Annotated in this window: 20 protein-coding genes; 11 read left to right on the top strand and 9 right to left on the bottom strand. The window is 59.9% G+C overall.

Annotated features, from left to right (window positions below; all coding sequences use genetic code 11):
• Positions 1–5: 5 nt before the first annotated feature.
• Positions 6–1481, bottom strand: coding sequence for a DHA2 family efflux MFS transporter permease subunit (locus tag QD357_RS25965; protein WP_183938254.1), 1476 nt, complete (start codon positions 1479–1481; stop codon positions 6–8).
• 434 nt (positions 1482–1915) lie between these two features.
• On the opposite strand from QD357_RS25965, the gene QD357_RS25960 reads away from it, so the two are divergent.
• The 3 genes from QD357_RS25960 (at position 1916) to QD357_RS25950 (ending at position 6879) form a co-directional block, all read left to right on the top strand.
• On the top strand, positions 1916–2062 hold the full coding sequence (locus tag QD357_RS25960) for a DUF1127 domain-containing protein (RefSeq protein WP_183938253.1): 147 nt from the start codon (positions 1916–1918) through the stop codon (positions 2060–2062).
• Positions 2063–2712: 650 nt separating this feature from the next.
• On the top strand, positions 2713–4341 hold the full coding sequence (locus QD357_RS25955) for a hypothetical protein (protein WP_414125339.1): 1629 nt from the start codon (positions 2713–2715) through the stop codon (positions 4339–4341).
• 507 nt (positions 4342–4848) lie between these two features.
• Positions 4849–6879, top strand: coding sequence for an acyltransferase family protein (locus QD357_RS25950; RefSeq protein ID WP_331371114.1), 2031 nt, complete (start codon positions 4849–4851; stop codon positions 6877–6879).
• 55 nt (positions 6880–6934) lie between these two features.
• On the opposite strand, the gene QD357_RS25945 is transcribed toward QD357_RS25950, so the two are convergent.
• The 4 genes from QD357_RS25945 to QD357_RS25930 form a co-directional block, all read right to left on the bottom strand.
• Positions 6935–8542, bottom strand: coding sequence for a DHA2 family efflux MFS transporter permease subunit (locus QD357_RS25945; RefSeq protein WP_414125338.1), 1608 nt, complete (start codon positions 8540–8542; stop codon positions 6935–6937).
• A 1-nt stretch (position 8543) separates the two neighbouring features.
• A complete protein-coding gene (locus QD357_RS25940) occupies positions 8544–9689 on the bottom strand; it encodes an HlyD family secretion protein (RefSeq protein WP_414125337.1) in 1146 nt (381 codons plus the stop codon).
• 174 nt (positions 9690–9863) lie between these two features.
• Positions 9864–11249, bottom strand: coding sequence for a sigma-54-dependent transcriptional regulator (locus tag QD357_RS25935; RefSeq protein WP_414125336.1), 1386 nt, complete (start codon positions 11247–11249; stop codon positions 9864–9866).
• A complete protein-coding gene (locus QD357_RS25930; RefSeq protein WP_414125335.1) occupies positions 11246–13123 on the bottom strand; it encodes a sensor histidine kinase in 1878 nt (625 codons plus the stop codon). The genes QD357_RS25935 and QD357_RS25930 overlap by 4 nt, the downstream gene beginning before the upstream one ends.
• Positions 13124–13344: 221 nt before the next feature.
• Between QD357_RS25930 and QD357_RS25925 the strand changes: the two genes are divergently transcribed.
• Both QD357_RS25925 and QD357_RS25920 read left to right on the top strand, forming a co-directional pair.
• Complete coding sequence (locus QD357_RS25925; RefSeq protein ID WP_183938248.1) at positions 13345–14670, top strand: dicarboxylate/amino acid:cation symporter; 1326 nt, start codon at positions 13345–13347, stop codon at positions 14668–14670.
• A gap of 338 nt (positions 14671–15008) precedes the next feature.
• Positions 15009–15407 carry a hypothetical protein gene (locus tag QD357_RS25920; protein WP_246451209.1) on the top strand — a complete coding sequence of 133 codons (399 nt, stop codon included), beginning with the start codon at positions 15009–15011 and terminating at the stop codon, positions 15405–15407.
• 15 nt (positions 15408–15422) lie between these two features.
• Here the strand turns inward: QD357_RS25920 and QD357_RS25915 are convergent, their stop codons facing one another.
• From QD357_RS25915 to QD357_RS25900, 4 genes are all read right to left on the bottom strand, one after another.
• A complete protein-coding gene (locus QD357_RS25915; protein ID WP_183938247.1) occupies positions 15423–15566 on the bottom strand; it encodes a hypothetical protein in 144 nt (47 codons plus the stop codon).
• A gap of 15 nt (positions 15567–15581) precedes the next feature.
• Positions 15582–15914 carry a BON domain-containing protein gene (locus tag QD357_RS25910; RefSeq protein ID WP_183938246.1) on the bottom strand — a complete coding sequence of 111 codons (333 nt, stop codon included), beginning with the start codon at positions 15912–15914 and terminating at the stop codon, positions 15582–15584.
• A gap of 35 nt (positions 15915–15949) precedes the next feature.
• Entirely contained in the window at positions 15950–16312 is a 363-nt protein-coding gene (locus QD357_RS25905; RefSeq protein WP_414125334.1) for a hypothetical protein, read from the bottom strand.
• A gap of 77 nt (positions 16313–16389) precedes the next feature.
• Positions 16390–17115 (bottom strand): MgtC/SapB family protein, encoded by a 726-nt coding sequence (locus tag QD357_RS25900; RefSeq protein ID WP_183938244.1) that lies wholly within the window; start codon positions 17113–17115, stop codon positions 16390–16392.
• Between the two features lie 134 nt (positions 17116–17249).
• Here QD357_RS25900 and QD357_RS25895 point away from each other — a divergent pair, with 134 nt between their 5' ends.
• The 6 genes from QD357_RS25895 (at position 17250) to QD357_RS25870 (ending at position 21694) form a co-directional block, all read left to right on the top strand.
• A complete protein-coding gene (locus QD357_RS25895) occupies positions 17250–17477 on the top strand; it encodes a hypothetical protein (RefSeq protein ID WP_183938243.1) in 228 nt (75 codons plus the stop codon).
• A 177-nt stretch (positions 17478–17654) separates the two neighbouring features.
• Entirely contained in the window at positions 17655–18089 is a 435-nt protein-coding gene (locus tag QD357_RS25890; RefSeq protein ID WP_183938242.1) for a CBS domain-containing protein, read from the top strand.
• Positions 18090–18125: 36 nt separating this feature from the next.
• Positions 18126–18773, top strand: a complete 648-nt coding sequence (locus tag QD357_RS25885; protein WP_183938241.1) for a protein-L-isoaspartate(D-aspartate) O-methyltransferase — start codon at positions 18126–18128, stop codon at positions 18771–18773.
• Positions 18774–18966: 193 nt separating this feature from the next.
• A complete protein-coding gene (locus tag QD357_RS25880) occupies positions 18967–19980 on the top strand; it encodes a substrate-binding domain-containing protein (protein WP_414125333.1) in 1014 nt (337 codons plus the stop codon).
• 4 nt (positions 19981–19984) lie between these two features.
• On the top strand, positions 19985–20518 hold the full coding sequence (locus QD357_RS25875; protein WP_183938239.1) for an NUDIX hydrolase: 534 nt from the start codon (positions 19985–19987) through the stop codon (positions 20516–20518).
• Between the two features lie 291 nt (positions 20519–20809).
• Complete coding sequence (locus tag QD357_RS25870) at positions 20810–21694, top strand: AraC family transcriptional regulator (protein ID WP_183938238.1); 885 nt, start codon at positions 20810–20812, stop codon at positions 21692–21694.
• Positions 21695–21880: the final 186 nt, after the last annotated feature.

Here is a 21880-nt window from a genome sequence, read left to right as displayed (position 1 = left end):
TCGTTCTAGTGGTGGTGCCCCATATCCGGCCCGTGTTCCTGCTTCCTGATAAACAACGCCGCTACGATCGCTCCCAGTGAGATGACCATCCCGCAGAGAAAGGCGGCCTTGATCCCGCCGGTCGTTGCGGCAAGCGCACTGGCGCCGGCGGCGGAAAGACTGGTGGCTCGCAAGGTCATGATCGCGACGAACAGGGCGGTGCCGGCCGCGCCGGCGACCTGTTGGGTGGTGCCGAGCATGGCGCTGCCGTGCGAATAGAGGTTTGGCGGCAGCGATCCCAGGCTGACGGTGAACAGCGGCGTGAACATTAGTGCGAGACCGATGCTCAGCACCATATGGGCAATCAGCAGCATCCAGAACGGCGTATCCTGCTGTATGAAGACCAGCCCGCCCATTACGGTGCTGAGGATGATCGCTCCTGGAATGATCAGCGGCGCCGGACCGTATTTGTCGAAGAGACGCCCGACCGTCGGCGCGCAAAGGCCCATGATCAGCCCGCCGGGCAGCAACAGCAGCCCGGTTTGCAGGGTCGACAATCCCAGCACGTTTTGGAGATAGATCGGCAGCAAGATGAAGACGCCGAACATCGACATCATCAATATGGCCATCATGGCCGCGGCGATCGTGAATGTCTTTGTGGTCAAGGTGCGCAGATCGAGCAGCGCTCTCTCCTGTTTTTGCAATTGCAACTGCCGCACGATGAAAACCGCGATGACGACGGCGCCGGTCAAAAGCGGAATCCATGGCGATACCGCCGGCGTATGAAGCGCTGCTTCGCCCAATCCGCTAAGGCCGTAGACGAAACCGCCGAAGCCGATGGCGGAGAGGAAGATCGAAAGAATATCGATCGGCGCCGTGGTTGGAACCGTCACGTTCTTGATCCGCGAGGCGCCGAGCGCCAATGCAGACAGGGCGATCGGCAACACCAGGAGGAACAGCCAGCGCCATTCCAGCGCGGAAAGAATGAGGCCGGAAATGGTTGGCCCGATGGCCGGAGCCACCGATATGACGACCGAAATATTGCCCATGGTCCTGCCGCGCGATTCCGGCGGCACCAAGGTCATCACCGTCGTCATCAGCAGCGGCATCATGATTGCTGTGCCCGAGGCCTGCACGATGCGGCCAATGACAATGACGGCAAACCCCGGCGCCAGCGCCGATATCAGCGTGCCAGCGCTGAACAGCGACATGGCGAGAATGAAGACCGGTCGCGTGTTGAGCCGTTGCAGCAGGTATCCGGTGACCGGGATGACGACGGCCATGGTCAGCATGAAGGCCGTGGTCAACCACTGAGCGGCACTTGCGGTAATATCGAGATCGGCCATCAGATGCGGCAGCGCCACACCCATAATGGTCTCGTTGAGAATGACGACAAAAGCCGACACCAATAGCAGGGCTATGACGAGTTTGTTACGGGCACCATGGTCTTCCACGGTTGGGACATCCTGTTCCGCATCGGCAAAAGTCTCGCTGTCGGTCATAATCGTGCTGCCTTGGGTCGAATTTGGACGGAACAATTGATATTGCCCGGGACGGCAAATCGCTTGGCTTTTTCATATGACGAGCGGCTGCGTGAGATTACGACACGGGCAGCGAATTATTTTCGCGCTGGCGACTGGCAGAACGATCTGCGCAGTTGCAATTCTCCAGTTCGCTCACGCCCAAGAATGGCAATGTGTTGACGAAGGTCAACCCCAAAGACGTTTCGAAGGGATCGGCAGTTGGCTGTCTGAGATTTCACGCTGCGCCCGAAAGGTTAAGATCCCGCTGAATAACCCATGCGCTACCTGCATGGGTGCAGTGATACCTTGGCGCTGCAATATCAGAAGGTCCCGTATTATATACAAGCCATCGAAGCGAAGGGAGCGCCACGGACGGCAGCTCAGCTTCGAATGCCCAAGGAAAGGGGATCATTATGAACGTAGCACGCTCTTTCAACAACTGGCGCAAGTATCGTCAAACGGTCGCCGAACTGGGCCGTATGTCCACGCGCGAACTGAATGACCTTGGCATCGGCCGCGGCGACATTCATAACATCGCTCGCGGAGCGGTCGTTCGCTAACGGCTCACAACGCCATCCATACTTCGACATTTCGACAGCGCCTGCTTCCTCCCGAGCGGGCGCTTTTGTTTTGCGCTTTTCGCAAGCGGCTCCCACCCTTCCAATGAAGGCCGGTCCCGATAGAGCTTCCAGCTTTTCGCATAACGCATGCCTGCCCTGCAAAGAAATGCCTATGAACTGAGCAAATAAAAAGTATGATGTATTTATCGAAGCGATGCACCTCCTCCCGCATCCTTCGAAATGCAGATGACCTACTCCTCCTCCCAAGGTCGTCTGCGGGAACAGTAGCACTCCTCCTCCCAGCTACTGTTCGGTTCTTTACGAAAGCCTGCCGCACCTCCTCCCGCGGCAGGCTTTTTCGTTTAGGACTCAAGCAGGCCAGATGAGCCGGGCTGATCGATTCTCGCTTCATTCATGACGTCTGCGAATTTCCTGCCGGTCGAGAGACGGCGCTACACGCGCCGGACGACCCATTTGTTGGGAAAATCTCGAACAATTGTCGGCGCCATCATCCCTATCCATCGCCAAGTCAGCTTCGCTCCACCTTATTTGTCCTAATGTTCCATGCCCGAAACCATCTCGCGGGCGAAATGGAGGTCGCGGCGCTCAAAAGCGCTTCGATTTCAGGACCGTAAGAGGAATGTTTCCGCATGCTGAAGACCCTTGACGACTGCGCCCCCGGCCTTGCCCCGAACGGCAAAATGGCTGTGACCGAAGGTGGGCCGTTGAAGGTGTCCGGCGCGGGCAGGGATGCACTTCTCAATTGCCTGATCTCCGGTGGAGACGAGAGATTGGAGTGCGAACCGGCGACCGGCCTCAATATGTATGGCCACGGGCCATCGCCCCGGCCGCGGGACTTGGCCTTCGGCTCCTCGACGGCATCGACCATTTCCGCACCGGCTTTCGCGGCAGTCGGCGCGTACCATGCTGACCTTGTGCGGGAAATGGAAACACGGCCTGCGGCCGAGATCTACGCGCGGGAGATCGCGCGGATGCGCGCGAAACTGCTGCGTCTGCTCGGCCTAGATCGGAGCGCAGGGCCATCGCAGGTGGATGCCATCATGGCAACGTCCGGCACCGATATCCATCTCTTCGCTGCGTCGCTGCTGGCACGGCAGGACGATCGGACCTTGATGACTATCACGCTGATGGGCAACGAGACCGGGAGCGGGGTGATGACCGCTGCATCCGGGCGCCACTTCATGAGCTGCGTCGGTGGCCATCGTCCCGTTGGCAAAGGCGAAGAACTGAGCCCTGGACATGCCACGCGCAATACGACGGTCGCGGTGCGTAATGCCGACGGCACGTTGCGGAGCGAAGACGAGATAGAATTGGAATTGAGAGGGCTGATCGAACTCGCCCGCGCGGCTGAACTCAGGTGCCTTTTGGTCGTTACGGATGTTTCCAAGACCAGCCTGCTGGCACCGAGCCTCGAAACGGTCTTTCGCCTGAAAGAACGCTTCGGCGCCATGCTCGATATCATGATCGATGCTTGCCAATTTCGCGTTTCCGCCGCAACGATCCGCGCCTATCTGGCCCATGATTTCCTGGTGGCCGTCACCGGCTCCAAATTCCTGGCCGGTCCGATTTTCAGTGGCGCGCTGCTATGTCCGCCTCGAATGTCGGATCGCCTGAAGCAGCGATCCTTGCCGCCGGCGCTTGCCGATTATTGTGCGAAAGCGGATTGGCCGGAGGGCTGGATGGCCCGGGATGTGTTGCCGGATCACGCCAATTTCGGCCTCTTGCTGCGATGGAAGGCGGCGCTGTTCGAACTCGAGCGCTTTGTCGGCTTGTCCGAGGACAAGGTGATCGCCGTGCTCTCCGCTTTCGCCGAGGCGGTTGGAAAGCGGCTCAAGCAGGACAGCGCCTTCGAGATGCTTGACAGTCGGCCGATCGACCGGAACCGCCTGTGGGGCGAACGGCAGGCTTCGCGCTGGGATGAGATACCCTCGATCTTTTCGTTCTATCTACGCAATCCTCATCGAGGCGGCATTCTGACGGCGACGGAGAGTGCAGCGGTCTACGAGAACCTAGCCGTCGAGCAGGGCGGCCTTGTGCCGGTACGTCTCGGTCAGCCCGTTCGCTGCGCCGATTTCGGCGACATGCCTGCTAGCGCCTTGAGGATATGCCTGAGTGCGCCGTTGATCGCTGGGGCCTGTGAAAGTGCCGATGCTCTTGATGGCATGATCTCACAGGCAATGACCGTGCTGGATCGAACCGCTGACATGGCGGCGCAATTGACATCGCAGCCGAGCATCGCCCGCGCCTCGGGCGTCTAAAGTCAGCATCCCGATCGCGGCATAGGCCGGCAATCTCAGGCGGCGGCGCTATGCTCGCCTCTGATTGCCGTCCAGACCTCGCGTGCGGCGTCGGCGTTCATGGCGGCGATCAGGTTCGGCTAGGCGGTAGTCCAGACAAATGTGGTCAGGAGACCGGCTGCGGTGCTGAACCGATGGACAAGGGCACCACAAACTCGACACAGAAATAAGCGAGCTTGAAAAGCGTCATACGTTTGACGACGTTGCGGAGTGTAATGCCCGCTCTCTCCTCGCCGACCGTGCTTATCAGAAGCTATCAGGTCTCCCTTGCAACTCGCTGACATCAGCTAAACCGCAGCTCTGCGACCGAAAAAGGCGAATACAGGCTGGACCTAAGTCCTGGCGGCCTATTTTTCAGCCCAGCGTCAGCTCACCGCTATAACTGCTTGGCTAGACTAGCCCCAGAACTCTCGTGGCTTTCGGAGAATAAGTTTGAATCTTATATTGCGTAATTCTCCTTCGGAGCTCGTGCACCGACTTACTCCAGGCCATTTAAGGTATCGAGCCGACATTGACGGGCTTCGCGCCTTGGCGATCCTGCCAGTCGTGCTCTATCACGCCGGCATTGCGGGGTTCAGCGGCGGCTTTGTCGGGGTCGACGTTTTCTTCGTCATCTCCGGGTTTCTGATGGCCTCGCTGATTTCGGGTGAAATCGCAGAAGGCGATTTCAGCATCCTGCGCTTCTATGAGAGGCGAGTGCGACGCATTTTCCCGGCGCTCTTTGCCGTTCTCGCGGCCTCGTCCGTGGCGGCATGGCTGCTTCTGATGCCGGTCGAGCTGGAATATTTCGCCCGCAGCCTGAAGGCGGCCGCATTGTTCACCTCGAACATCCAGTTCGAGAAGGAAAGCGGCTATTTCGACATTGGTGCGCAGTTGAAGCCGCTGCTGCACACATGGTCGCTCGCGGTCGAAGAGCAGTTCTACATCCTGTTTCCGCTGCTGCTGTTGGTGATCAGCCGGTTCGCGCGACGCTATGCGGTGCATATTCTGCTGGGCCTGTTGATCGCCTCCTTCGCGGCGAGCGCTTGGGAGGTTTTCCGTACGCCTGCCGCGGCATTCTACCTGCTGCAGTTTCGCGCCTGGGAATTGCTGCTTGGCGCCTTGCTGGCTTTCAGTGTGATACCGAGGCCAGCCCGGCCGGTGATGCGGGAAGGCCTTGCCACCCTCGGCATAATCCTGATCGTCATCGCCGTATTCGGTTTCACCGATCATACCCTATTTCCCGGCCCGGCCGCTTTGCTGCCCTGCCTCGGTGCGGCCCTGGTGATCTATGCGGGCGCCGAATATGGGCTGGCTGGGCGGGCGCTGCGGGCGAAGCCCTTGGTGTTCGTCGGGCTGATTTCCTATTCCCTCTATCTCTGGCATTGGCCGATCATCGTATTCAGCCGTGAAATCTTCGGTCGCGAGCTTTCCCCGGTCCAGGGTGGCTTGATTGTTGTCGCCTCGCTGGCTCTCGCAGCATTTTCGTGGCGGTTCATCGAACGGCCGTTTCGCGGCCGTAACAATCGTTTGGGGCGGAGGCCCTTGTTCGCGGCGGCGGCGGCGGTCATGGTCGCCGTGGTCGGATTCGGGAACTATGTCATTCGCGACAGCGGCGTTCCGAGTCGCCTCCCGGCCGATGTGCAGAAGGTCTACGCCGCAACATACGACATCAGCCGCTTCGGCCTGCCGCCATGCTTTGCTGACTCCGACACCACAGGTCCGTCTCTGTCTGACATACGAGCCGGAAAACTTTGCCCGCTCGGCGCCGAAGCATCGAACACGCCTTCCTTCCTCGTTTGGGGAGATTCGCATTCCGGAGCCATGTCCCCGGCGATCGACGAGGCGGCGAAACAGGCTGGCGTTTCCGGTCTGTTTGCAGGGCACGCATCGTGTCCGCCATTGCCGGGCGCACAGCTTTCAGCTCGCGGCGACGTGAAACGATGCGGTGACTTCAATGCCGCCGTCCGCGACCTCGTCACATCGAGGCACATTCCGCTGGTGTTCCTGATCGCCTACTGGCCGAAATATGTGCATGACGCCGAGCTGCCGAATGAGGGCGTCTACTTCGATCCGTCGTTGCCGCCGCCATTGCAGGACAAGTCCGCGTCGGTGACGGCATCCCTGGACCGCCTGATGACGGAGCTGACGCAGCAGGGAACTAAAGTCGTATTGGTCATGGATGTGCCGGAAATGGGCCGCTATATGCCGGAAGCCGTCGCCAAGGCTGTCATGACCAAGACATCGACGGAAGTTGCCCCGCCGTGGGATTATGTTGCGAAACGCCAGGCACTCTCGCGCACTATTCTGACTGGTTTCGCGACCAAATATGGGGCCGCCATAGTCGACCCTCTGCCTGCGATCTGCCACGATGGGCATTGCGACGCGACACAGGATGGCATGCCGCTCTATAAGGATGCCGATCACATCACGGCCGCGACCTCGAAAAGGCTCGGTTACCTGTTCTCTCCTATATTCTCAGCCCCGAAGCGAGCATCCGCTGCCTCCGGCAACTCATAACGGTTCGGCGCAAGGCTTCGCTGGTGCAAAGTCGCTTCAAAGATGTCTTGACCCTTCAGTGCATTCCGCCGCCGCCTTCTCCGAGTTTGATATTGCTGAGGATCAGGGCAAGCGGGATTGCCGAGAGCGCGATCATGGTCAGTACGTAGAAAACGTCGATATAGGCCAGATAGCTCGATTGTATCTGCACCTGTTGCCCGATCCAGGCAGTGGCCTGCGCTTGGGCCTCGGCCATGGTCGCGCCTTTCTGCGCAAAATAGTGCGACATGGTCTGAAGGGTTTCATGGTAGGCCGGCGAGGACGGCACTATGTGCTCCACCAGCCGGCTTTGGTGCCATTGCTGACGATGCGCCAGAACATTCAAGGCGATGCAGACGCCGATCGAGCCGCCGATATTGCGGGCGGCGTTGATCATGGCGGAGGCCTGATTGGTCTGGTCCGGCCTCAGGCCATAATAGGAGGCCGAGGTGATCGCGATGAAAATCAGCGGCAGGCCCAGTCCGATATACAAGCGAGACCAAACGAAGAATGCGAAATTGAGGCCTGGATTGAGCTGTGTCAGCCACCACATCGAGCCTGCGATGATCAAGGCACCGGTGGCGATCATATATTTCGGCTGGACCACCGAAGTGAGGCGACCTGCGACGAACATCATGACCATGGTGACAAGACCACCCGGCGATAGCGCCAGGCCGGCCCATGTGGCGGTGTATCGATAATCCTGCTGCAGGACCTGCGGAAGGAATTGTGTCGTTGCGATCAGGATCGCACCCGTTGCCATCATGACGATGAAGCAGGATCCGAACTGCCGGGTTCCGAGCAGCCGACCATCGATGATCGGGTTCGATTTCGTCAGCACCCAAGGAATTGCCAGTGCAAAGGCCAGGACACAAAGCGCGGTCATGGCGATGATCAGATTTGAGTCGAACCAATCTTCCGTCTGACCGCGATCGAGAACCAGCTCGAGCGAACCGAGGAACGTTGCGACAAGCAGGAAGCCGACAATATCGAAGCGGACGCCTTGGCTGCGGAGTGCCTGCCGCTTTCGCTGCATCTCCTCTGATCTCTCCACCAGAAAATAGACGAGGATGAAGGCAAAGACGCCGACCGGACCGTTGATCAGGAAACACCAGTGCCAGGAATAATTATCCGAGAGATAGCCACCCAGTGTGGGGCCGATCACGGGCGCCACCACCACGGCGACGCCGAACATCGCGAAGGCCTGGCCGCGTTTGGCCGGCGGAAATGAATCGGCGAGGATCGCCTGCGAGGTCGGCACCATGCCGCCGCCGGCGAAGCCTTGGATCATGCGAAAGGCGAGAAGCGATTGAAGATTCCATGCCAGCCCGCAGAGAACGGAGGCGATCGTGAAGGTCGCAAGGCAAACGAGATAGAAGCGACGCCTGCCATACCGTTCGGCAATGAAGCTGCTGGCGACCAATATGGTTGCGTTGGAAACGAGGTATGTCGTCACCACCCAGGAAGCCTGATCCGCACTGACGGCAAGACCGCCCGAAATGTAGCGCAGCGCCACATTGGCGATCGTCGTGTCCAGGACTTCCATGAAGGTCGCAAGCGAGACCACGACCGCGATCAGCCATGGATTGGTGGCGCCCGCGGCGGGCACGGTCGCTCCGCCGGCGGTTGTGTTGGCGCCGCTCATGTCAATGCCTCGGCCGGACGGTGACCGTGGGGACTACGGACATACCCGGCCCGATCGGGAGATCCGCCGGCCAAGTGTCGACGACGATCTTCACCGGTACGCGCTGCGTGACCTTCACATAGTTGCCGGTCGCGTTCTCGGCGGGAAGCAGCGAGAACGCCGTGCCGGAACCGGGTTGGACCGAGGCGACCTTGCCGTGCAACAGGTGATCCGGATAGGCATCGATCGTCACATCGACCGGCTGGCCCGGCCGCATGTCGGTCAATTGCGTCTCCTTGAAATTCGCGGTGATCCAGATTTCGTCGGGGACGAACATCGAGATTGCCTGCCCGGCCTCGATATATTGTCCTTTGGCGCCGGTCAGGCGGACGACACGGCCGGGCTGGGCTGCGACGATCGTCGTGTATTTGAGGTTCTGCTGCGCCTCTTCGGCCTGTGCCTGCGCCTGGCTCAAACCGGCGGCGGCACTCGCCTTCTGGGCTTCGGCAACCGCCTTGTTCTTTTGCGCCGAGGTTATGTTTGCCTCTGCCTGTGCCAGGCTCGCCTGGCTCTGCTGCAGATTGGACGTTGCCTGCTGTACTGCCTGGACGCTGCCGGAGCCGCTCTTGACCAGTTGCTGCTGGCGCGCAGCCTCCTGCTCGGCATATTGCAGCGCTGCCGCCGCCGAGTTGTGCTGCGCCTTTGCGACATCGATCGCGGCGCTTGCGGCGTCGATCTGGGCGCTGGCGCTTTGGAGCGCGGCGGCCGCAACATTCACCTGTCCATTGGCTTGGTCGAGGGTGATCTGATAGTCGCGTGGATCAATCCTCAAGATGACTTCGCCGGTCTGGACATGCTGATTGTCGGTCACCGGAACATCAGTAACATAGCCGGAAACCTTCATGGCGAGCGAGAAGCTGCGAGCGTCGATAAAGGCATCGTCCGTCGACTCATAGGGGTGAAAATAAATCTGCCAGGCGAACCATCCTGCGACGGCAAGGGCAGCGACAACGATCACACCAAGCAGGATCCAAAGGGGATGCCTGCGGATGAATGATTGACGCTTTTTCTCCACCCGGTCAGTCTGGTGATCATCGCCGGGATGAATACGTTCTATCCGAGGTTCGGTCTGGTTGTCTCTCTGAACGAGATGCTGATTATCAACCACGGCACAACTCTCATATCTGTTGGCCATAGGGTCGGTAACGTTTGGGTAGAAGATCAGTTCCTGACGGCTTTGATCGGCGCCTCGACATGGCGGTTTTGTCGCAGGGCCGAAAACCTGCCCTTAAGGCCGGATGATCGCCAACGGTGGCCTATTGGTGATGTCTCAAGCATCCCGCTAATCACCTACGCGCGGGCGTCGGTCGTCTCCGTCGAATCCCGCAAAATCTCCCCGGACGATGCCGTGGCGCTGAAGTTTGTCGTAGAAGGTCTTCCGCGGGATGCCGAGGGCCTCGATCGTGCGGCGGACATCGCCGCCGTTTTGGGCAAGGGTCTCGCGGATAAGGTCGGCCTCATAGCGCTCGACGCGGGCGGGCAGGGGTAGTGCTGTATCAGCGGAGAGGATTTCATTTATCTTCGGTGCGGCCGCCCCCTCCAGGCCGAGAACGAAGCGCTCCGCAAAATGCGAAAGCTCGCGAACATTGCCCGGCCAATCGTGGCTCTGCAAATGGTGACGGATAGCGGCGGAAATGGCGGGTACTTCGCGTTTGAAGCGGCTGGCGGCGCGGTCCGCAAAGTAACCGAAGAGCAGGGGGATATCCTCTCGTCGGTCTCGTAGCGGCGGGATGGATATGGTGACGACGTTGAGGCGGTAATAAAGATCTTCACGGAAATCGCCGCGTTGGCGCGGGTCGCCGAGATCAACTTTCGCGGCGGCCACCACGCGCAGATCAACCGGACGCACTTCGTTGGTGCCCAGCGGTGTTACCTCTCGCATTTCCAGAACACGCAACATCTGCACCTGTATTGCCGGCGGCATGCTCTCGATTTCATCCAGAAACAGTGTACCGGCGCTGGCGTGCTCGATGCGGCCGACGCGTTTCTTCTGCGCGCCGGTAAAGGCGCCCGGCTCATGGCCGAAAAGCTCGCTTTCGATGACGGTCTCCGGCAGTGCGCCGCAATTGAGGGCCACGAAATTGCCCTTCGCGCGCCGGCTCCAGCGATGCAGCAGGCTTGCGACCACTTCCTTGCCGCTGCCCGTCTCGCCGGTCACCAGCACATCGACGTCCGTATCCGCGATCTGCCGCAGCGTATGGCGCAGCCGTTCCATCGCCGGCGTCTGGCCGATCAAGGGCAGATCGCCTTGCGCCTGTTCGGCCGCAATGCGGAGCGCGCGGTTTTCCAGAACGAGGCGACGCTTTTCCGCTGCCCGCCGCACGCTTTGCACCAGCCGGTCGGTGGCGAAGGGTTTGGTGATGAAGTCATAGGCGCCGTCCTGGATCGCCTTCACCGCCATCGGGATATCGCCATGGCCGGTGACGAGGATGACCGGCAGGTCCGCGTCCTGCTCTTTGACGCGGCTGAAGAGCTGTTGTCCGTCCATCTGCGGCATGCGGATATCGGAGACGACCACGCCGGCAAAACCGGCGTCCAACGCGCCGAGCGCATCGGCCGCGGAGGAGAAGGCTGAGACAGAAAATCCAGCAAGTTCAAGTGTTTGTTTCGTTGCCTTCAACAAGTCCTTGTCGTCATCGATCAGGAAGACGGGGGAAACGTCGCTCATGAAATTGCCTTGCGCAGATGAATGGTGAAACGGGTGCCGCTCTCGCTGCTCTCAACCTCGATGCGGCCGCCATAGTCGGCGACGATGTCCTTGGAGATGACAAGACCGAGGCCGAGGCCCTTTTCCTTCGATGTGTTGAAGGGCGTGAATAGCGAATGCAGGATCGCCGGCGGAATGCCGGGGCCATTGTCGGAGACGATGACGTCGACGCCATCAGTCGTTTCCCGCGCTAAGACCTCGACTTTCGCCTGCTCGCGGCCTTCCAGCGCTTCGAGCGCATTTTGGAAAAGATTGATCAATACCTGCTCGAGCCGAACGCGTGTGCCGACGACTGTCAACTCGGCGGGCGGAAGATCGATCGCAAGTGCGTCGAGGCGACCGGCAAAGCGGCTTCTGAGCAGGATCACGGCGCCTTCGATGGCGCTCCTCAGTTCCACCGGTTCCGGTGCGGTCCGCCCTTTGCGGGCAAATGCCTTCAACTCGTCGGTAATCGTGCCGATCCGTTCGGTGAGCGCCGCTATGGAGGAAAGGTTTTCCTTTACCGGCGCGATCTGCTTCCGCTCCAGAAAGATATGGGCGTTGTCGGCATAGGCGCGAATGGTGGCGACCGGCTGATTGATCTCGTGGGCCACGCCGGCGGCGACTTGCCCGAGGATCGCAAGACGATTGGCCTGCACCAGATCCTGCTGCACGACCTGCAGCTTCGCCTCCGTCATCCGGTGATCGGCAATTTCCGCTTCGAGACGATCGCGGGCGCGGCTGAGATCCTCGGTGCGCTCCAATACCCGCCGTTCCAACTCCTCGCGAGCAATCCTGCTGACTGCGATCTGCATTGCGGAGACGTGGCGCCGCCTCAGCAGGAAGGCGGCAATCGCCAAGATTGGCAGCAGCACGGTGAGCGCAAGGAAGCGCGTTTCACGGACAGTGGCGGAAATTGCCTGGTCCGTCGGGACAAGATAGTCCAACTGCCAGGGCGTCGACGGGATTGCTGTCGTCAGGCGCAGATATTCCGCAGCGCTGCTGCCCGGCAGGACGGCGCGCACGATCGAGACATCCGGCCCGATTGCTTCGGGCTGGGCGATCGGCAGAGGTGTCAACGGCGCATCGCCGAATTGCAGGCTCTTGCGGATGGCGGCCAGATTGTCGGCAGATAGCGGCGATGCCGTCATGAAGCGCCAGGAGGGAATGCTGGTGATCAGCACGACGCCATGCTCGTCGGTGACGTAGGCCGGACGGCCGGCTTCCCGCCAATCGGCTTCGAGCTGGTCGAATTCCATTTTGACGACCACGACACCCAGGGCGTTCAAGGCATCACCGACACGGCGGGAAATATAAAGCCCGGGGCGGTTGCTGACATTGCCAAGCGCGAAATGTTCCGCGGTTCCCGCCTCCATCGCCCGGCGGAAATAATCACGGAAAGAATAATCATTGCCGACGAAGCTCAGCGGTTCGCGCCAGTTGCTCGACGCGATCGCCACACCATCCTTGCCGGTGACGTAGAGCACCGAGGCTTTGGTGCCGGAGACGAGGCTCTCGAGCTTACGGTCGAGCGTAGCGACGGCATCGCCCTTCGCCGCCGCGAGCGCGTCGCGCACCTGCTGGTCGTCCGCCAGGAGAAGCGGCAGGGCGCGGGGACGCTCAAGGACGGCTCTCAGTAGAGCGACCTTCAGGTTCGCGTCAGTGCGACCCTGGCCTTGCAATGCCTCGATTGCGGTCACGCGGCCGTAAACGCCCGCGCCATAGAGCGCGGCCGTAATGACGATCGCGCAGAAAATCGCAAAGACCAACCAGACCCGGCGAGAGCGCCGGCCTAGCTGCTCTGGCGTCGAAAATCGTTCCATGGTGGGCCGCTGCAGCATCATCATATTGTGCATGATTTCGCGCGGACCGCAATTCGATCTGTGCGGATTGCCGCACAGATTCGGAGGCTTAACCGCAGGCTCCAATAAAATCTGTTTTTATATCAACGGATTATTGGGAAGTCCTTCATCTGGCACGCCCGTTGCACGGATAAGGCAAACAGTCGGAGGCTGTTGAAGTTTTGTAGTCGTTGCCCGGAGGGCCGAAGGATCGGTTGGGCATAACGGAGGATATCATGATTGCACCCGTCGTTGCCGAGACACACGGCAAACTTCCCTTCTACCGGCATCTCTATGTGCAGGTTCTCACCGCCATCGCCGCCGGTATTCTGCTTGGACATTTCTATCCGCAAATCGGCGCATCGTTGCAGCCGCTTGGCGATGCCTTCATCAAGCTGGTCCGCATGGTCATCGCGCCCGTCATCTTCCTGACGGTCACCACGGGCATCGCCGGCATGTCGGACCTCAAGAAGTTCGGCCGCGTCGTCGGCAAGGCGTTCATCTACTTCCTGACCTTCTCGACGCTGGCGCTGATCGTCGGCCTCATCATCTCGAATGTCGTCCAGCCCGGTGCTGGTATGCACATCGATCCTGCAACGCTGGATACGAAGGCCGTCAACAATTATGCGGCGCAGGCCCATGATGCGACGGTGGTCGGCTTCCTGATGAACATCATTCCGGACACGATCGTCGGCGCCTTCGCCAAGGGCGACATCCTCCAGGTCCTGTTCTTCTCGGTCGTCTTCGGTATCGCGCTCGGCGCTGTCGGCGAGCGTGGCCGTCCCGTGCAGGACTTCCTGCAGGCACTGACAACGCCGATCTTCCGCATGGTCGCCCTGCTGATGAAATTCGCGCCCATCGGTGCTTTCGGCGCCATGGCCTTCACGATCGGCAAATACGGCATCGGCACAATCGCCAACCTGGCGTTCCTGATCGGCACCTTCTACGCTACATCGCTGCTGTTCGTGCTCGTCGTTCTCGGCGCCGTCGCCCGTTACAACGGCTTCTCGATCCTGGCGCTGATCCGCTACATCAAGGAAGAACTGCTGCTCGTTCTCGGCACCTCGTCGTCGGAAGCAGCGCTTCCCGGCCTGATGAACAAGATGGAACGCGCAGGCTGCAAGCGCTCGGTCGTCGGTCTCGTCATCCCGACCGGCTATTCGTTCAATCTCGATGGCACCAACATTTACATGACCCTGGCGGCGCTGTTCATCGCGCAGGCGACCGATACATCGCTCTCGCTCACTGACCAGATCTTGCTGCTGCTCGTAGCCATGCTGAGCTCCAAGGGAGCTGCCGGCATCACCGGCGCCGGCTTCATCACGCTGGCCGCTACCCTTGCCGTCGTGCCTTCGGTTCCGATCGCCGGCATGGCGCTCATCCTCGGCATCGATCGCTTCATGTCGGAATGCCGTGCTCTGACGAATTTCGTCGGCAACGCGGTTGCTACGATCGTGGTCGCCCGTTGGGAAAACGAACTCGACCAGACCAAGTTTGCCGCCGCCATGGCCGGACAATTGACTAGCGACTTGGAGACGCCTGCGTTGCAAGCGGCCGAATAGCAACGCTATCGGTCTCTCCGGAAAATGTGAAAACGGCCTCCTTTCCACGGGGGGCCGTTTTTTATGTCTACGGTTCCTGTCAGTCACCCCTACGCCTGCGCTGGTTCGCTGATTTCGTTATTTCATCGCCACTGATCTGAGCTTGGCCTCTCGAATCAAACGGAACATCGGCCGCCACCAGACGTTAGCCATTGACATTGTAGGCCGTGCCAAACGGACGTGATGGTGCTGAAGAACATGGAGATTTTTCCGTTTTCTCTCCATGGCCGACGAATTGGCAGACGAGCTTCCCATCCATCCGGTCTGCAATCCCCGCACTTTCATCGATGGAGAACACCATGGACGAGAGCTTCAAGCTCTGTCGGCCAGTTCCGATCGCGACAGCCGGCAATCCCGACGCACCGCACCGGTCGCGTGGACGGGTTCTGCTGGTGGCGGCTGCCCTGGCATTTGCGATGCCAGGAGGCATATTCGCGCAACAGCTACAGAGGCCGAACAGCGACAACTGCAGGGCTCCTGCCACCAGCAAGCAGACCGAAGGTGAAAGCCAGACCGCGCTGCAAGGTTCTCAGGATAGCGCTGCGAATAAACTTTCGGACTGTGGCGGTGTGCTGAAGCCGCCGACGACTGGAGATAGCGCAATGGAAAAGCCAGCGCCGCGTGGCGGCAAGATGCCGGTTATTCCGCCTAGCGCCGTGCCGGGCCAGCAGGAGCAGAAGACCCCGGAAGCCAAGTAGTCTGCTATGGCAGCTTTAAGGCTTCGGTTCCGGCTGCTCGATGGTCTTTTGTGCGACAGTCGAATCCCCGTTCTTTCCGGTCACGAACGGCTTGATGACAAGGATGCTGAGGATCGAGGCCACCATCAATGCGATAACGATGATCAACAATGCGCGCATGCCTGCCTACGCTTTCTATCGCGGCTTACGAATACAAAGGTTGCTGTCGTGGCCGCTGATGCCGCTCACTTGACGTGAATGGGTCTCGATGCGTCGCTTGATCTCGTCGTTTTCGACCGATCCTTCGATGAGGACACGGCCACTGCTGACGGTGATAAAGATGCCGGAGATATCCAGCAGCGGGTCTTCGCTCAATTTCCTTTGGATTTCGGCGCGGATTTCCGCATCGGGCCGCCATTGCGATTCAGACGCCTTGAACGGATTTTTTGTCGACGCATGTGGCGGGTGCTGACGTTGCATGACGCCCTCCTTCTCTGGGCTCATGGAACGCAACAAGAAAAACGCCATAAGGTTCCATCCCGCAGCCTGCTTTCGGAAGCCGCTTATCGGCCCGTAATAACCCCGTGCAGCAAAAAGCCGGCGAGGCCGCCGATTGCCAGCATCGCAACATTGCGCATTGAACGGCTCTCTCGCGGTCGAGAAGCTCTGACCGCCGCCGCAATTCGGCCGGCAGCCGCATCCAGGGCCTGCTCGCGTTGCCTGTCGCAATCCGGAGTATCGGTCGATCGCGAGTCGTCGGACCCCGGTTCCGAATAGGTGAAATTCACGTCCAGCGTCTCCACGCCGGGCGTACGCGTATCGATCTCTCCGGCGCCGCCCGCAGCCTGATCGAGCGCCTGCTGCGTACGAATATCTGCACCAGCGGAGGCAGCGTCGTGCGTTTTCATCTCTCTGGTTTTGACCATGGCATCCTCCTTTCGTTCGAAGGGCAAACCCTCTCCGGGCGAGAATGTTCCCCGTGGCGTTCTGGGGTGCCTCATGGTCATGTGGTCGTTGTCATCATCTCGAACGACACAACCTTATAGCGCTCTTCGACAGCAGCCAGGAGGTCCGACGCACCGCCGCTGACACTTCCATGCTTCCATCGCACTTGATAGGCGGCATGAACGGCAGCATCGGGTTCGTTTATCGACTTGCTGACGAGATGGAAGGAATAGCCGAGTGGGTCGAACGCGGTTTCGATCTTCGCGATATCGGCGCTGCTAAGAAGCTCGATCACCACATGCGCCTTTTGCCGATGCGATATCAATTCATCGAACAATTTGAATGGTGAAAGCACGATGAAAGCCACAATGGCTCCCGCGGACCCGACCACCAACTGCCCGCCACCGATGCACAGGCCTATTGCCGTCATGATCCAGAGCGTTGCTGCCGTCGTCACACCCGTGACCAGATCGCCGCGCTTGAGGATGGCACCGCCGCCGATAAAACCGACGCCGGTTAGTATGCCGAGCGGAAAGCGCAGGATGTCCATGCGGACGAATGACTGGGGCGTTTTGCCCATCGTGGTGAGCAGTAGGTTGGCCTGGATCATGGCCAGGCATGCCGCCAAGCCCACCAGGATCGTTGTCCGGAACCCGGCGGCATGCCCGCCGGCCTCGCGGTTGAGGCCAATCAGCGCGCCGGCTGCGATGACCAATACAAGGCGCATCGCGATGTCCACCCATGTGGGGCTCAAAGGCATGAGTTCGATCACCGTGCTTGGCATCGTACCCTCCTGACATCCATTTCATGGCCGATCTCCAATGCCGGAACAAAGCTGGAGGGATTTCGTTCCGCCCTTGAGGAGATGAACGGGCTCCGCCACGATCCCGCGCCCCAAGAAATCTCAGGAGAATGCACATGACCATGACCGCAAAAGACATCGTCTCCGTTCTTGGACCTGTCGATGAGACCCTCATGGCCGATATCTCCGCGACCGGCGCTACGCTGGGGGAGCTTGCGGAGGCCTGGGCCTGGGTCAACAATGACGAGGCTCTGATCGGCGAGGGCAGGACGCTGCCGAGCGGCAAGGTGGCTGAGCTTGTCGATCTGCTTTCTGCCGGTGAAGACGACGAATTCGAGATGTAATTTCGATTATCCGCGCCGCAGATGGGAACAGATCGCCGCTTCGCCTGTTGTTGTAGCGGGCTCTCAATGGAGGGTGCCGCGACCAGTGGGGAACCGGGCGCCGCCCGATCTAAGGTCGCTGGAAAGATTGCCCTGTGCCCAAGGGCCGGGACGAGGCGTCCGCTCATGGAGGAACCAATGAAAGTTCGAGACGCCATGACGCACGACGTGCGCATCACCAATCCTGACGAGACAATCCTGCAGGCCGCCCAAACGATGGCGGATCTCGACGCCGGTATCCTGCCCGTCGGCGACCATGACCGCCTGGTCGGCATGATCACCGATCGCGATATCGCCATCCGTGGCATCGCCCAAGGCAGGGGGCCGGACGCGAAGGTCCGCGATGTCATGACATCGGAGGTCAAATATTGCTTCGATGACCAGGAAATCGATGAGGTCTGCCGCAACATGGGCAGCATCAAGGTCCGACGCCTGCCGGTGCTGGATCACAGCAAGCGGTTGGTTGGGATTCTCTCGCTCGGCGATATCGCCCTGGCGCAAAGCAACGGTAGCGCTGGCAAAGCGCTGAGCGGCATCTCGCGCCACGGCGGAGAACATAGCCAGACGGCTTGAACAACGGCGTGTTCCGGACGGTGGAGGCAGCCGACCATGCACGAGCGTCTTCGTATGGTGGAAAAACAGATCGCCGGGCGCGGCATTCGCGACCCGGCGCTGCTGGATGCCATGCGCCTGGTGCCCCGGGAAAAATTCGTCGAGAAGGGCTTCGAGATATTTGCCTATAACGACTGTCCACTGCCGATCGGCAAGGGGCAGACGATCTCCCAGCCCTATATGGTTGCGCTGATGATCGAGGCAGCCGAGGTCAAACCCGACGATACGGTTCTCGAAATCGGCGCGGGACTTGGCTATGCGACTGCTATCCTCAGCCGCATGGCAGGCCATGTCTTTGCCGTGGAGCGCCACGCCTCTCTGGCGGCGGGAGCGGCCGAACGACTGCAACGTCTCGGCTACGACAATATCGATTTGCGCTGCGGAGACGGCTCAAAGGGATGGCCGAAAGCCGCTCCCTTCGGCGCCATTATCGTCTCGGCCGCCGCGCCGGAAGTGCCGCAGGCCCTGAAAGAACAGTTGGCCACGGGCGGCCGGCTGGTCATCCCTGTGGGACGGGAAGAGTACAGACAGACGCTCCTCAAAATCGTGCGAAAAGGCCCGGATGATTTTACCACCCAAACTCTCGGTGCGGTGATTTTCGTGCCGCTGATCAGCGAGCGAGGCGGAACTGAAGATTATAGTTGATCACATCGCTTTCGCCGCGAAGCACGCACTACCAACCATGTCGTATCCCTTCATCTTGCAAGCGCGTGCAAATGCCGCACTGTCCTGCCGTGCCATCAACAGCATTCTTCATAAAACTGTCACGGCAGTGGCTCAGAGGATGATGCACGCAATTGCAAAATTGAGTAAGTTCGCATGCCGGCTGGAGAGAAGCGTGCCGCAGAAAGTGTTCGTGAGCGCACAGGAAGTAGCGGACCGGGCAGGGGTTTCCCGCTCGGCCGTTTCGCGCACGTTCACGCTAGGGGCGAGCGTGTCGCCGGAGACGCGCCGGAAGGTGATCGAGGCAGCCGATGCACTCGGCTATCACGTCAATCATCTTGCCCGCGGGCTGATGCGCAATGAAAGCGGCATCGTCTGCTTGATCGTCTCCGACATGGCCACGCCGCATCGCTCCGCCCTGGTCAAGGCGCTGGCGCAGGAGCTGCAGCACAGCGGCAAGATTGCAATGCTCGTCAACACCGACCTTTTGGACGGCAGTGTGGATCTGGCGTTGCGCCAGGCGATCCGCTACCGCGCCGATGCCTCGATCATCGTCTCGGGGATGCCTGACGAGTCGATCACGCAACTCTGCCTGAAGAACGGCCAGCGTCTGGTATTGATCAATCGCGACGACGAGCAGGAAGGGCCTCTGCGGATCAATCTCGACGATGAAGAGGCCGCCGGTCGTGTCGTCACGGCCTTCCTTCGTGCCGGCCGCCGCAGGCTCGCCTTCGCCAATTCTGAGGCCGGCACACCGAGCCTCATGGCGAGGGAGCATGGCTTCGTCGCGGCGGCCAAGGCGCATGGTCTGGAGGTCGTCGTCGAGCGTTATGGATGGACGAGCTATGAGAGCGGCAGGGTTCTTGCCCAGCGGCTTCTCACCCTTTCCGAGCGGCCGGATGCCGTCTTCTCTGCCACCGACCTCCTTGCCTGCGGCTTCATAGACGCCGCCCGCCACCAGTTTTTCATCCGTGTTCCCGACCAGCTTTGCGTTGCCGGTTTCGACGACATCGAACAGGCCTCCTGGGCATCCTATCAATTGACGACCTTTGCCCAGCCGCTTGCTACGATCGCGCGGGAGGCGGTCTCATGGCTGGAAAGCAATGAGACCGCAAAGCCTGAAGGACAGGCCCACGCCATCCGCCTTCACGCCGATCTCGTTTGGCGTGGCTCGATCAGGGGCGGCTGACGGCATGGCACCATTGATCCCAGGCCAGCCGAAATTTTCCGGAACAACGGAAAGATTTTTGTCCGATCTCGCCTCCCATGCGGATGCGCTGTTCCATGGTCCGGTATACGAACAATATGCGGCGATCTGTTACCGGAGAAACCGGGAGCTTGGTGCAGCGGAAGTGCTTGTCGTCACCAGCCGCGAAAGCGGGCGCTGGGTTATGCCCAAGGGCTGGCCGATAAAAGGGAAAAAGCCGTACGAAGTGGCCGAAATCGAGGCCTTCGAAGAAGCCGGCGTTCGCGGCAAGATCAAGAAGAAACCGTTCGGCTATTTCACCTACCTGAAGCAACTCGCCGACGACAACCGCGTTCCCTGCATCGTGCAACTGCATCTGCTCGAAGTCGAAAGATCCTGCGAAAATTTTCGGGAAAAAGGCCAACGCCTCACTGAATGGGTCTCCTTCATCGAAGCCGCAGGCCGCGTGCGAGAACCGGAACTCAAGGGCCTTCTCCTGGCGGCTGAGCAAAAACTACGCCGGTTGAAAGGGAAGAAGTAGCATTTGGCTACGCGCTTCACTTATCCCGTAAGTCCGGCCTAGCGCCCAGCCTTATCAAGAAGACCAAAGCCATAGATCAGCAACTATCCATTGCGGATGACTGCCTCTACTCCTGTGCGATCGGGCACAAATCGGCGCAGAATTGTCAAAAAAGTATCAGTCTGGCGTTCATGGCGTAGTAGCGGCGGTGGATGTCCACGCGTAAAGTCGGATCGTTGGAAAAGAACAATGGCCTCTGGGAGGAGGTGCCGGTGCGGGAAAAACCCGGCCGCGGGCAGGCAGGAGGACGACATGAATCCAGATTTGGAAGTGGTCGCGATCGGCAGCGCCGAGTCCTTCAAGGCGTGGGAACACGGCTATCCCTACCGCACGGTCCGCTGGCATTTCCATCCCGAATATGAAATCCACCATGTCGTCGCAACGACCGGACAATATTTCGTTGGCGATTTCATTGGCGAATTCGAGCCGGGAAATCTTGTGCTGACAGGTCCGAACCTGCCGCACAACTGGGTGAGTGATGTGCCGCCGGGCACCTGCCTGCCGCTGCGCTGCCGGGTCCTTCAGTTCTCCGAATCCTTCTTTGCCGACGCAAACCGGGTTTTTCCCGAGCTTTCCGGATGCATCGATGTTCTGGAGATGAGCCGCCGTGGCGTGCTGTTCACGCCGGAAACGGCGGCGGTCGTCGGGCCGATCCTCGGTGAACTGGTCGAAGCCAAAGGAATTCGCCGTATCGAGCTTTTCATGAATGTGCTGAATGCATTGAGCAGCGCTGAGAACGCCAGCACGCTCGCCAGCACACGCTATCATCCCGATCCTTCGGGGTTCATGTCGGCTGGCGTCAACCAGGCATTGGCCTACGTCAACACCCATCTGACGGAGCCTTTCAGCGAAGCCGATCTTGCGGAATTGACCGGCCAGAGCCCGAGTGCGTTCTCACGCAGCTTCCGCCGGCATACCGGCATGGCGCTCGTTCAATATGTCAATCGGCTGCGGATCAACTTCGCCTGCCACCTGCTGATGAGCAAAGCGGAAATGTCGATAACCGACATCTGCTTTGCCGCCGGCTTCAACAATATCTCGAATTTCAATCGTCGTTTTCTGGATCAGAAGGGCATGGCGCCCTCGCGCTTCAGAACATTGCTGGCACAGAACGTAAGAGCGGTGGAGGCCGCCTAAAAGAGGAGGACCGGGAGGAGAGACCAGACAATCGGGGGCAAGATGGAGCGGGCATGAGAATGGCCCGAACGGAGACTCTTGTCCGCGTGTCAGACCCAAGAAGCATGGCCGCAGGGCCTGCTTTGGAGGCTGCACCACGGAACAGGCATCGAGCTCAAGACATGAGCCTGAGGCTTCATCAACACA

Origin of the sequence: Rhizobium sp. BR 317 (genome assembly GCF_047445835.1) — a bacterium.
Classification (GTDB): domain Bacteria; phylum Pseudomonadota; class Alphaproteobacteria; order Rhizobiales; family Rhizobiaceae; genus Rhizobium; species Rhizobium paranaense.
The sequence above is the reverse complement of the archived record's forward strand: the minus strand, read 5'-3'. Positions and strand labels throughout refer to the sequence as shown.

Excerpts from the sequence above, each read along its gene's own strand:
- QD357_RS25965 (WP_183938254.1), bottom strand. The coding sequence starts at position 1,481 with ATGACCGACAGCGAGACTTTTGCCGATGCGGAACAGGATGTCCCAACC.
- QD357_RS25960 (WP_183938253.1), top strand. The coding sequence starts at position 1,916 with ATGAACGTAGCACGCTCTTTCAACAACTGGCGCAAGTATCGTCAAACG.
- QD357_RS25955 (WP_414125339.1), top strand. The coding sequence starts at position 2,713 with ATGCTGAAGACCCTTGACGACTGCGCCCCCGGCCTTGCCCCGAACGGC.
- QD357_RS25945 (WP_414125338.1), bottom strand. The coding sequence starts at position 8,542 with ATGAGCGGCGCCAACACAACCGCCGGCGGAGCGACCGTGCCCGCCGCG.
- QD357_RS25935 (WP_414125336.1), bottom strand. The coding sequence starts at position 11,249 with ATGAGCGACGTTTCCCCCGTCTTCCTGATCGATGACGACAAGGACTTG.
- QD357_RS25930 (WP_414125335.1), bottom strand. The coding sequence starts at position 13,123 with ATGCACAATATGATGATGCTGCAGCGGCCCACCATGGAACGATTTTCG.
- QD357_RS25925 (WP_183938248.1), top strand. The coding sequence starts at position 13,345 with ATGATTGCACCCGTCGTTGCCGAGACACACGGCAAACTTCCCTTCTAC.
- QD357_RS25920 (WP_246451209.1), top strand. The coding sequence starts at position 15,009 with ATGGACGAGAGCTTCAAGCTCTGTCGGCCAGTTCCGATCGCGACAGCC.
- QD357_RS25915 (WP_183938247.1), bottom strand. The coding sequence starts at position 15,566 with ATGCGCGCATTGTTGATCATCGTTATCGCATTGATGGTGGCCTCGATC.
- QD357_RS25910 (WP_183938246.1), bottom strand. The coding sequence starts at position 15,914 with ATGGCGTTTTTCTTGTTGCGTTCCATGAGCCCAGAGAAGGAGGGCGTC.
- QD357_RS25905 (WP_414125334.1), bottom strand. The coding sequence starts at position 16,312 with ATGGTCAAAACCAGAGAGATGAAAACGCACGACGCTGCCTCCGCTGGT.
- QD357_RS25900 (WP_183938244.1), bottom strand. The coding sequence starts at position 17,115 with ATGCCAAGCACGGTGATCGAACTCATGCCTTTGAGCCCCACATGGGTG.
- QD357_RS25895 (WP_183938243.1), top strand. The coding sequence starts at position 17,250 with ATGACCATGACCGCAAAAGACATCGTCTCCGTTCTTGGACCTGTCGAT.
- QD357_RS25890 (WP_183938242.1), top strand. The coding sequence starts at position 17,655 with ATGAAAGTTCGAGACGCCATGACGCACGACGTGCGCATCACCAATCCT.
- QD357_RS25885 (WP_183938241.1), top strand. The coding sequence starts at position 18,126 with ATGCACGAGCGTCTTCGTATGGTGGAAAAACAGATCGCCGGGCGCGGC.
- QD357_RS25875 (WP_183938239.1), top strand. The coding sequence starts at position 19,985 with ATGGCACCATTGATCCCAGGCCAGCCGAAATTTTCCGGAACAACGGAA.
- QD357_RS25870 (WP_183938238.1), top strand. The coding sequence starts at position 20,810 with ATGAATCCAGATTTGGAAGTGGTCGCGATCGGCAGCGCCGAGTCCTTC.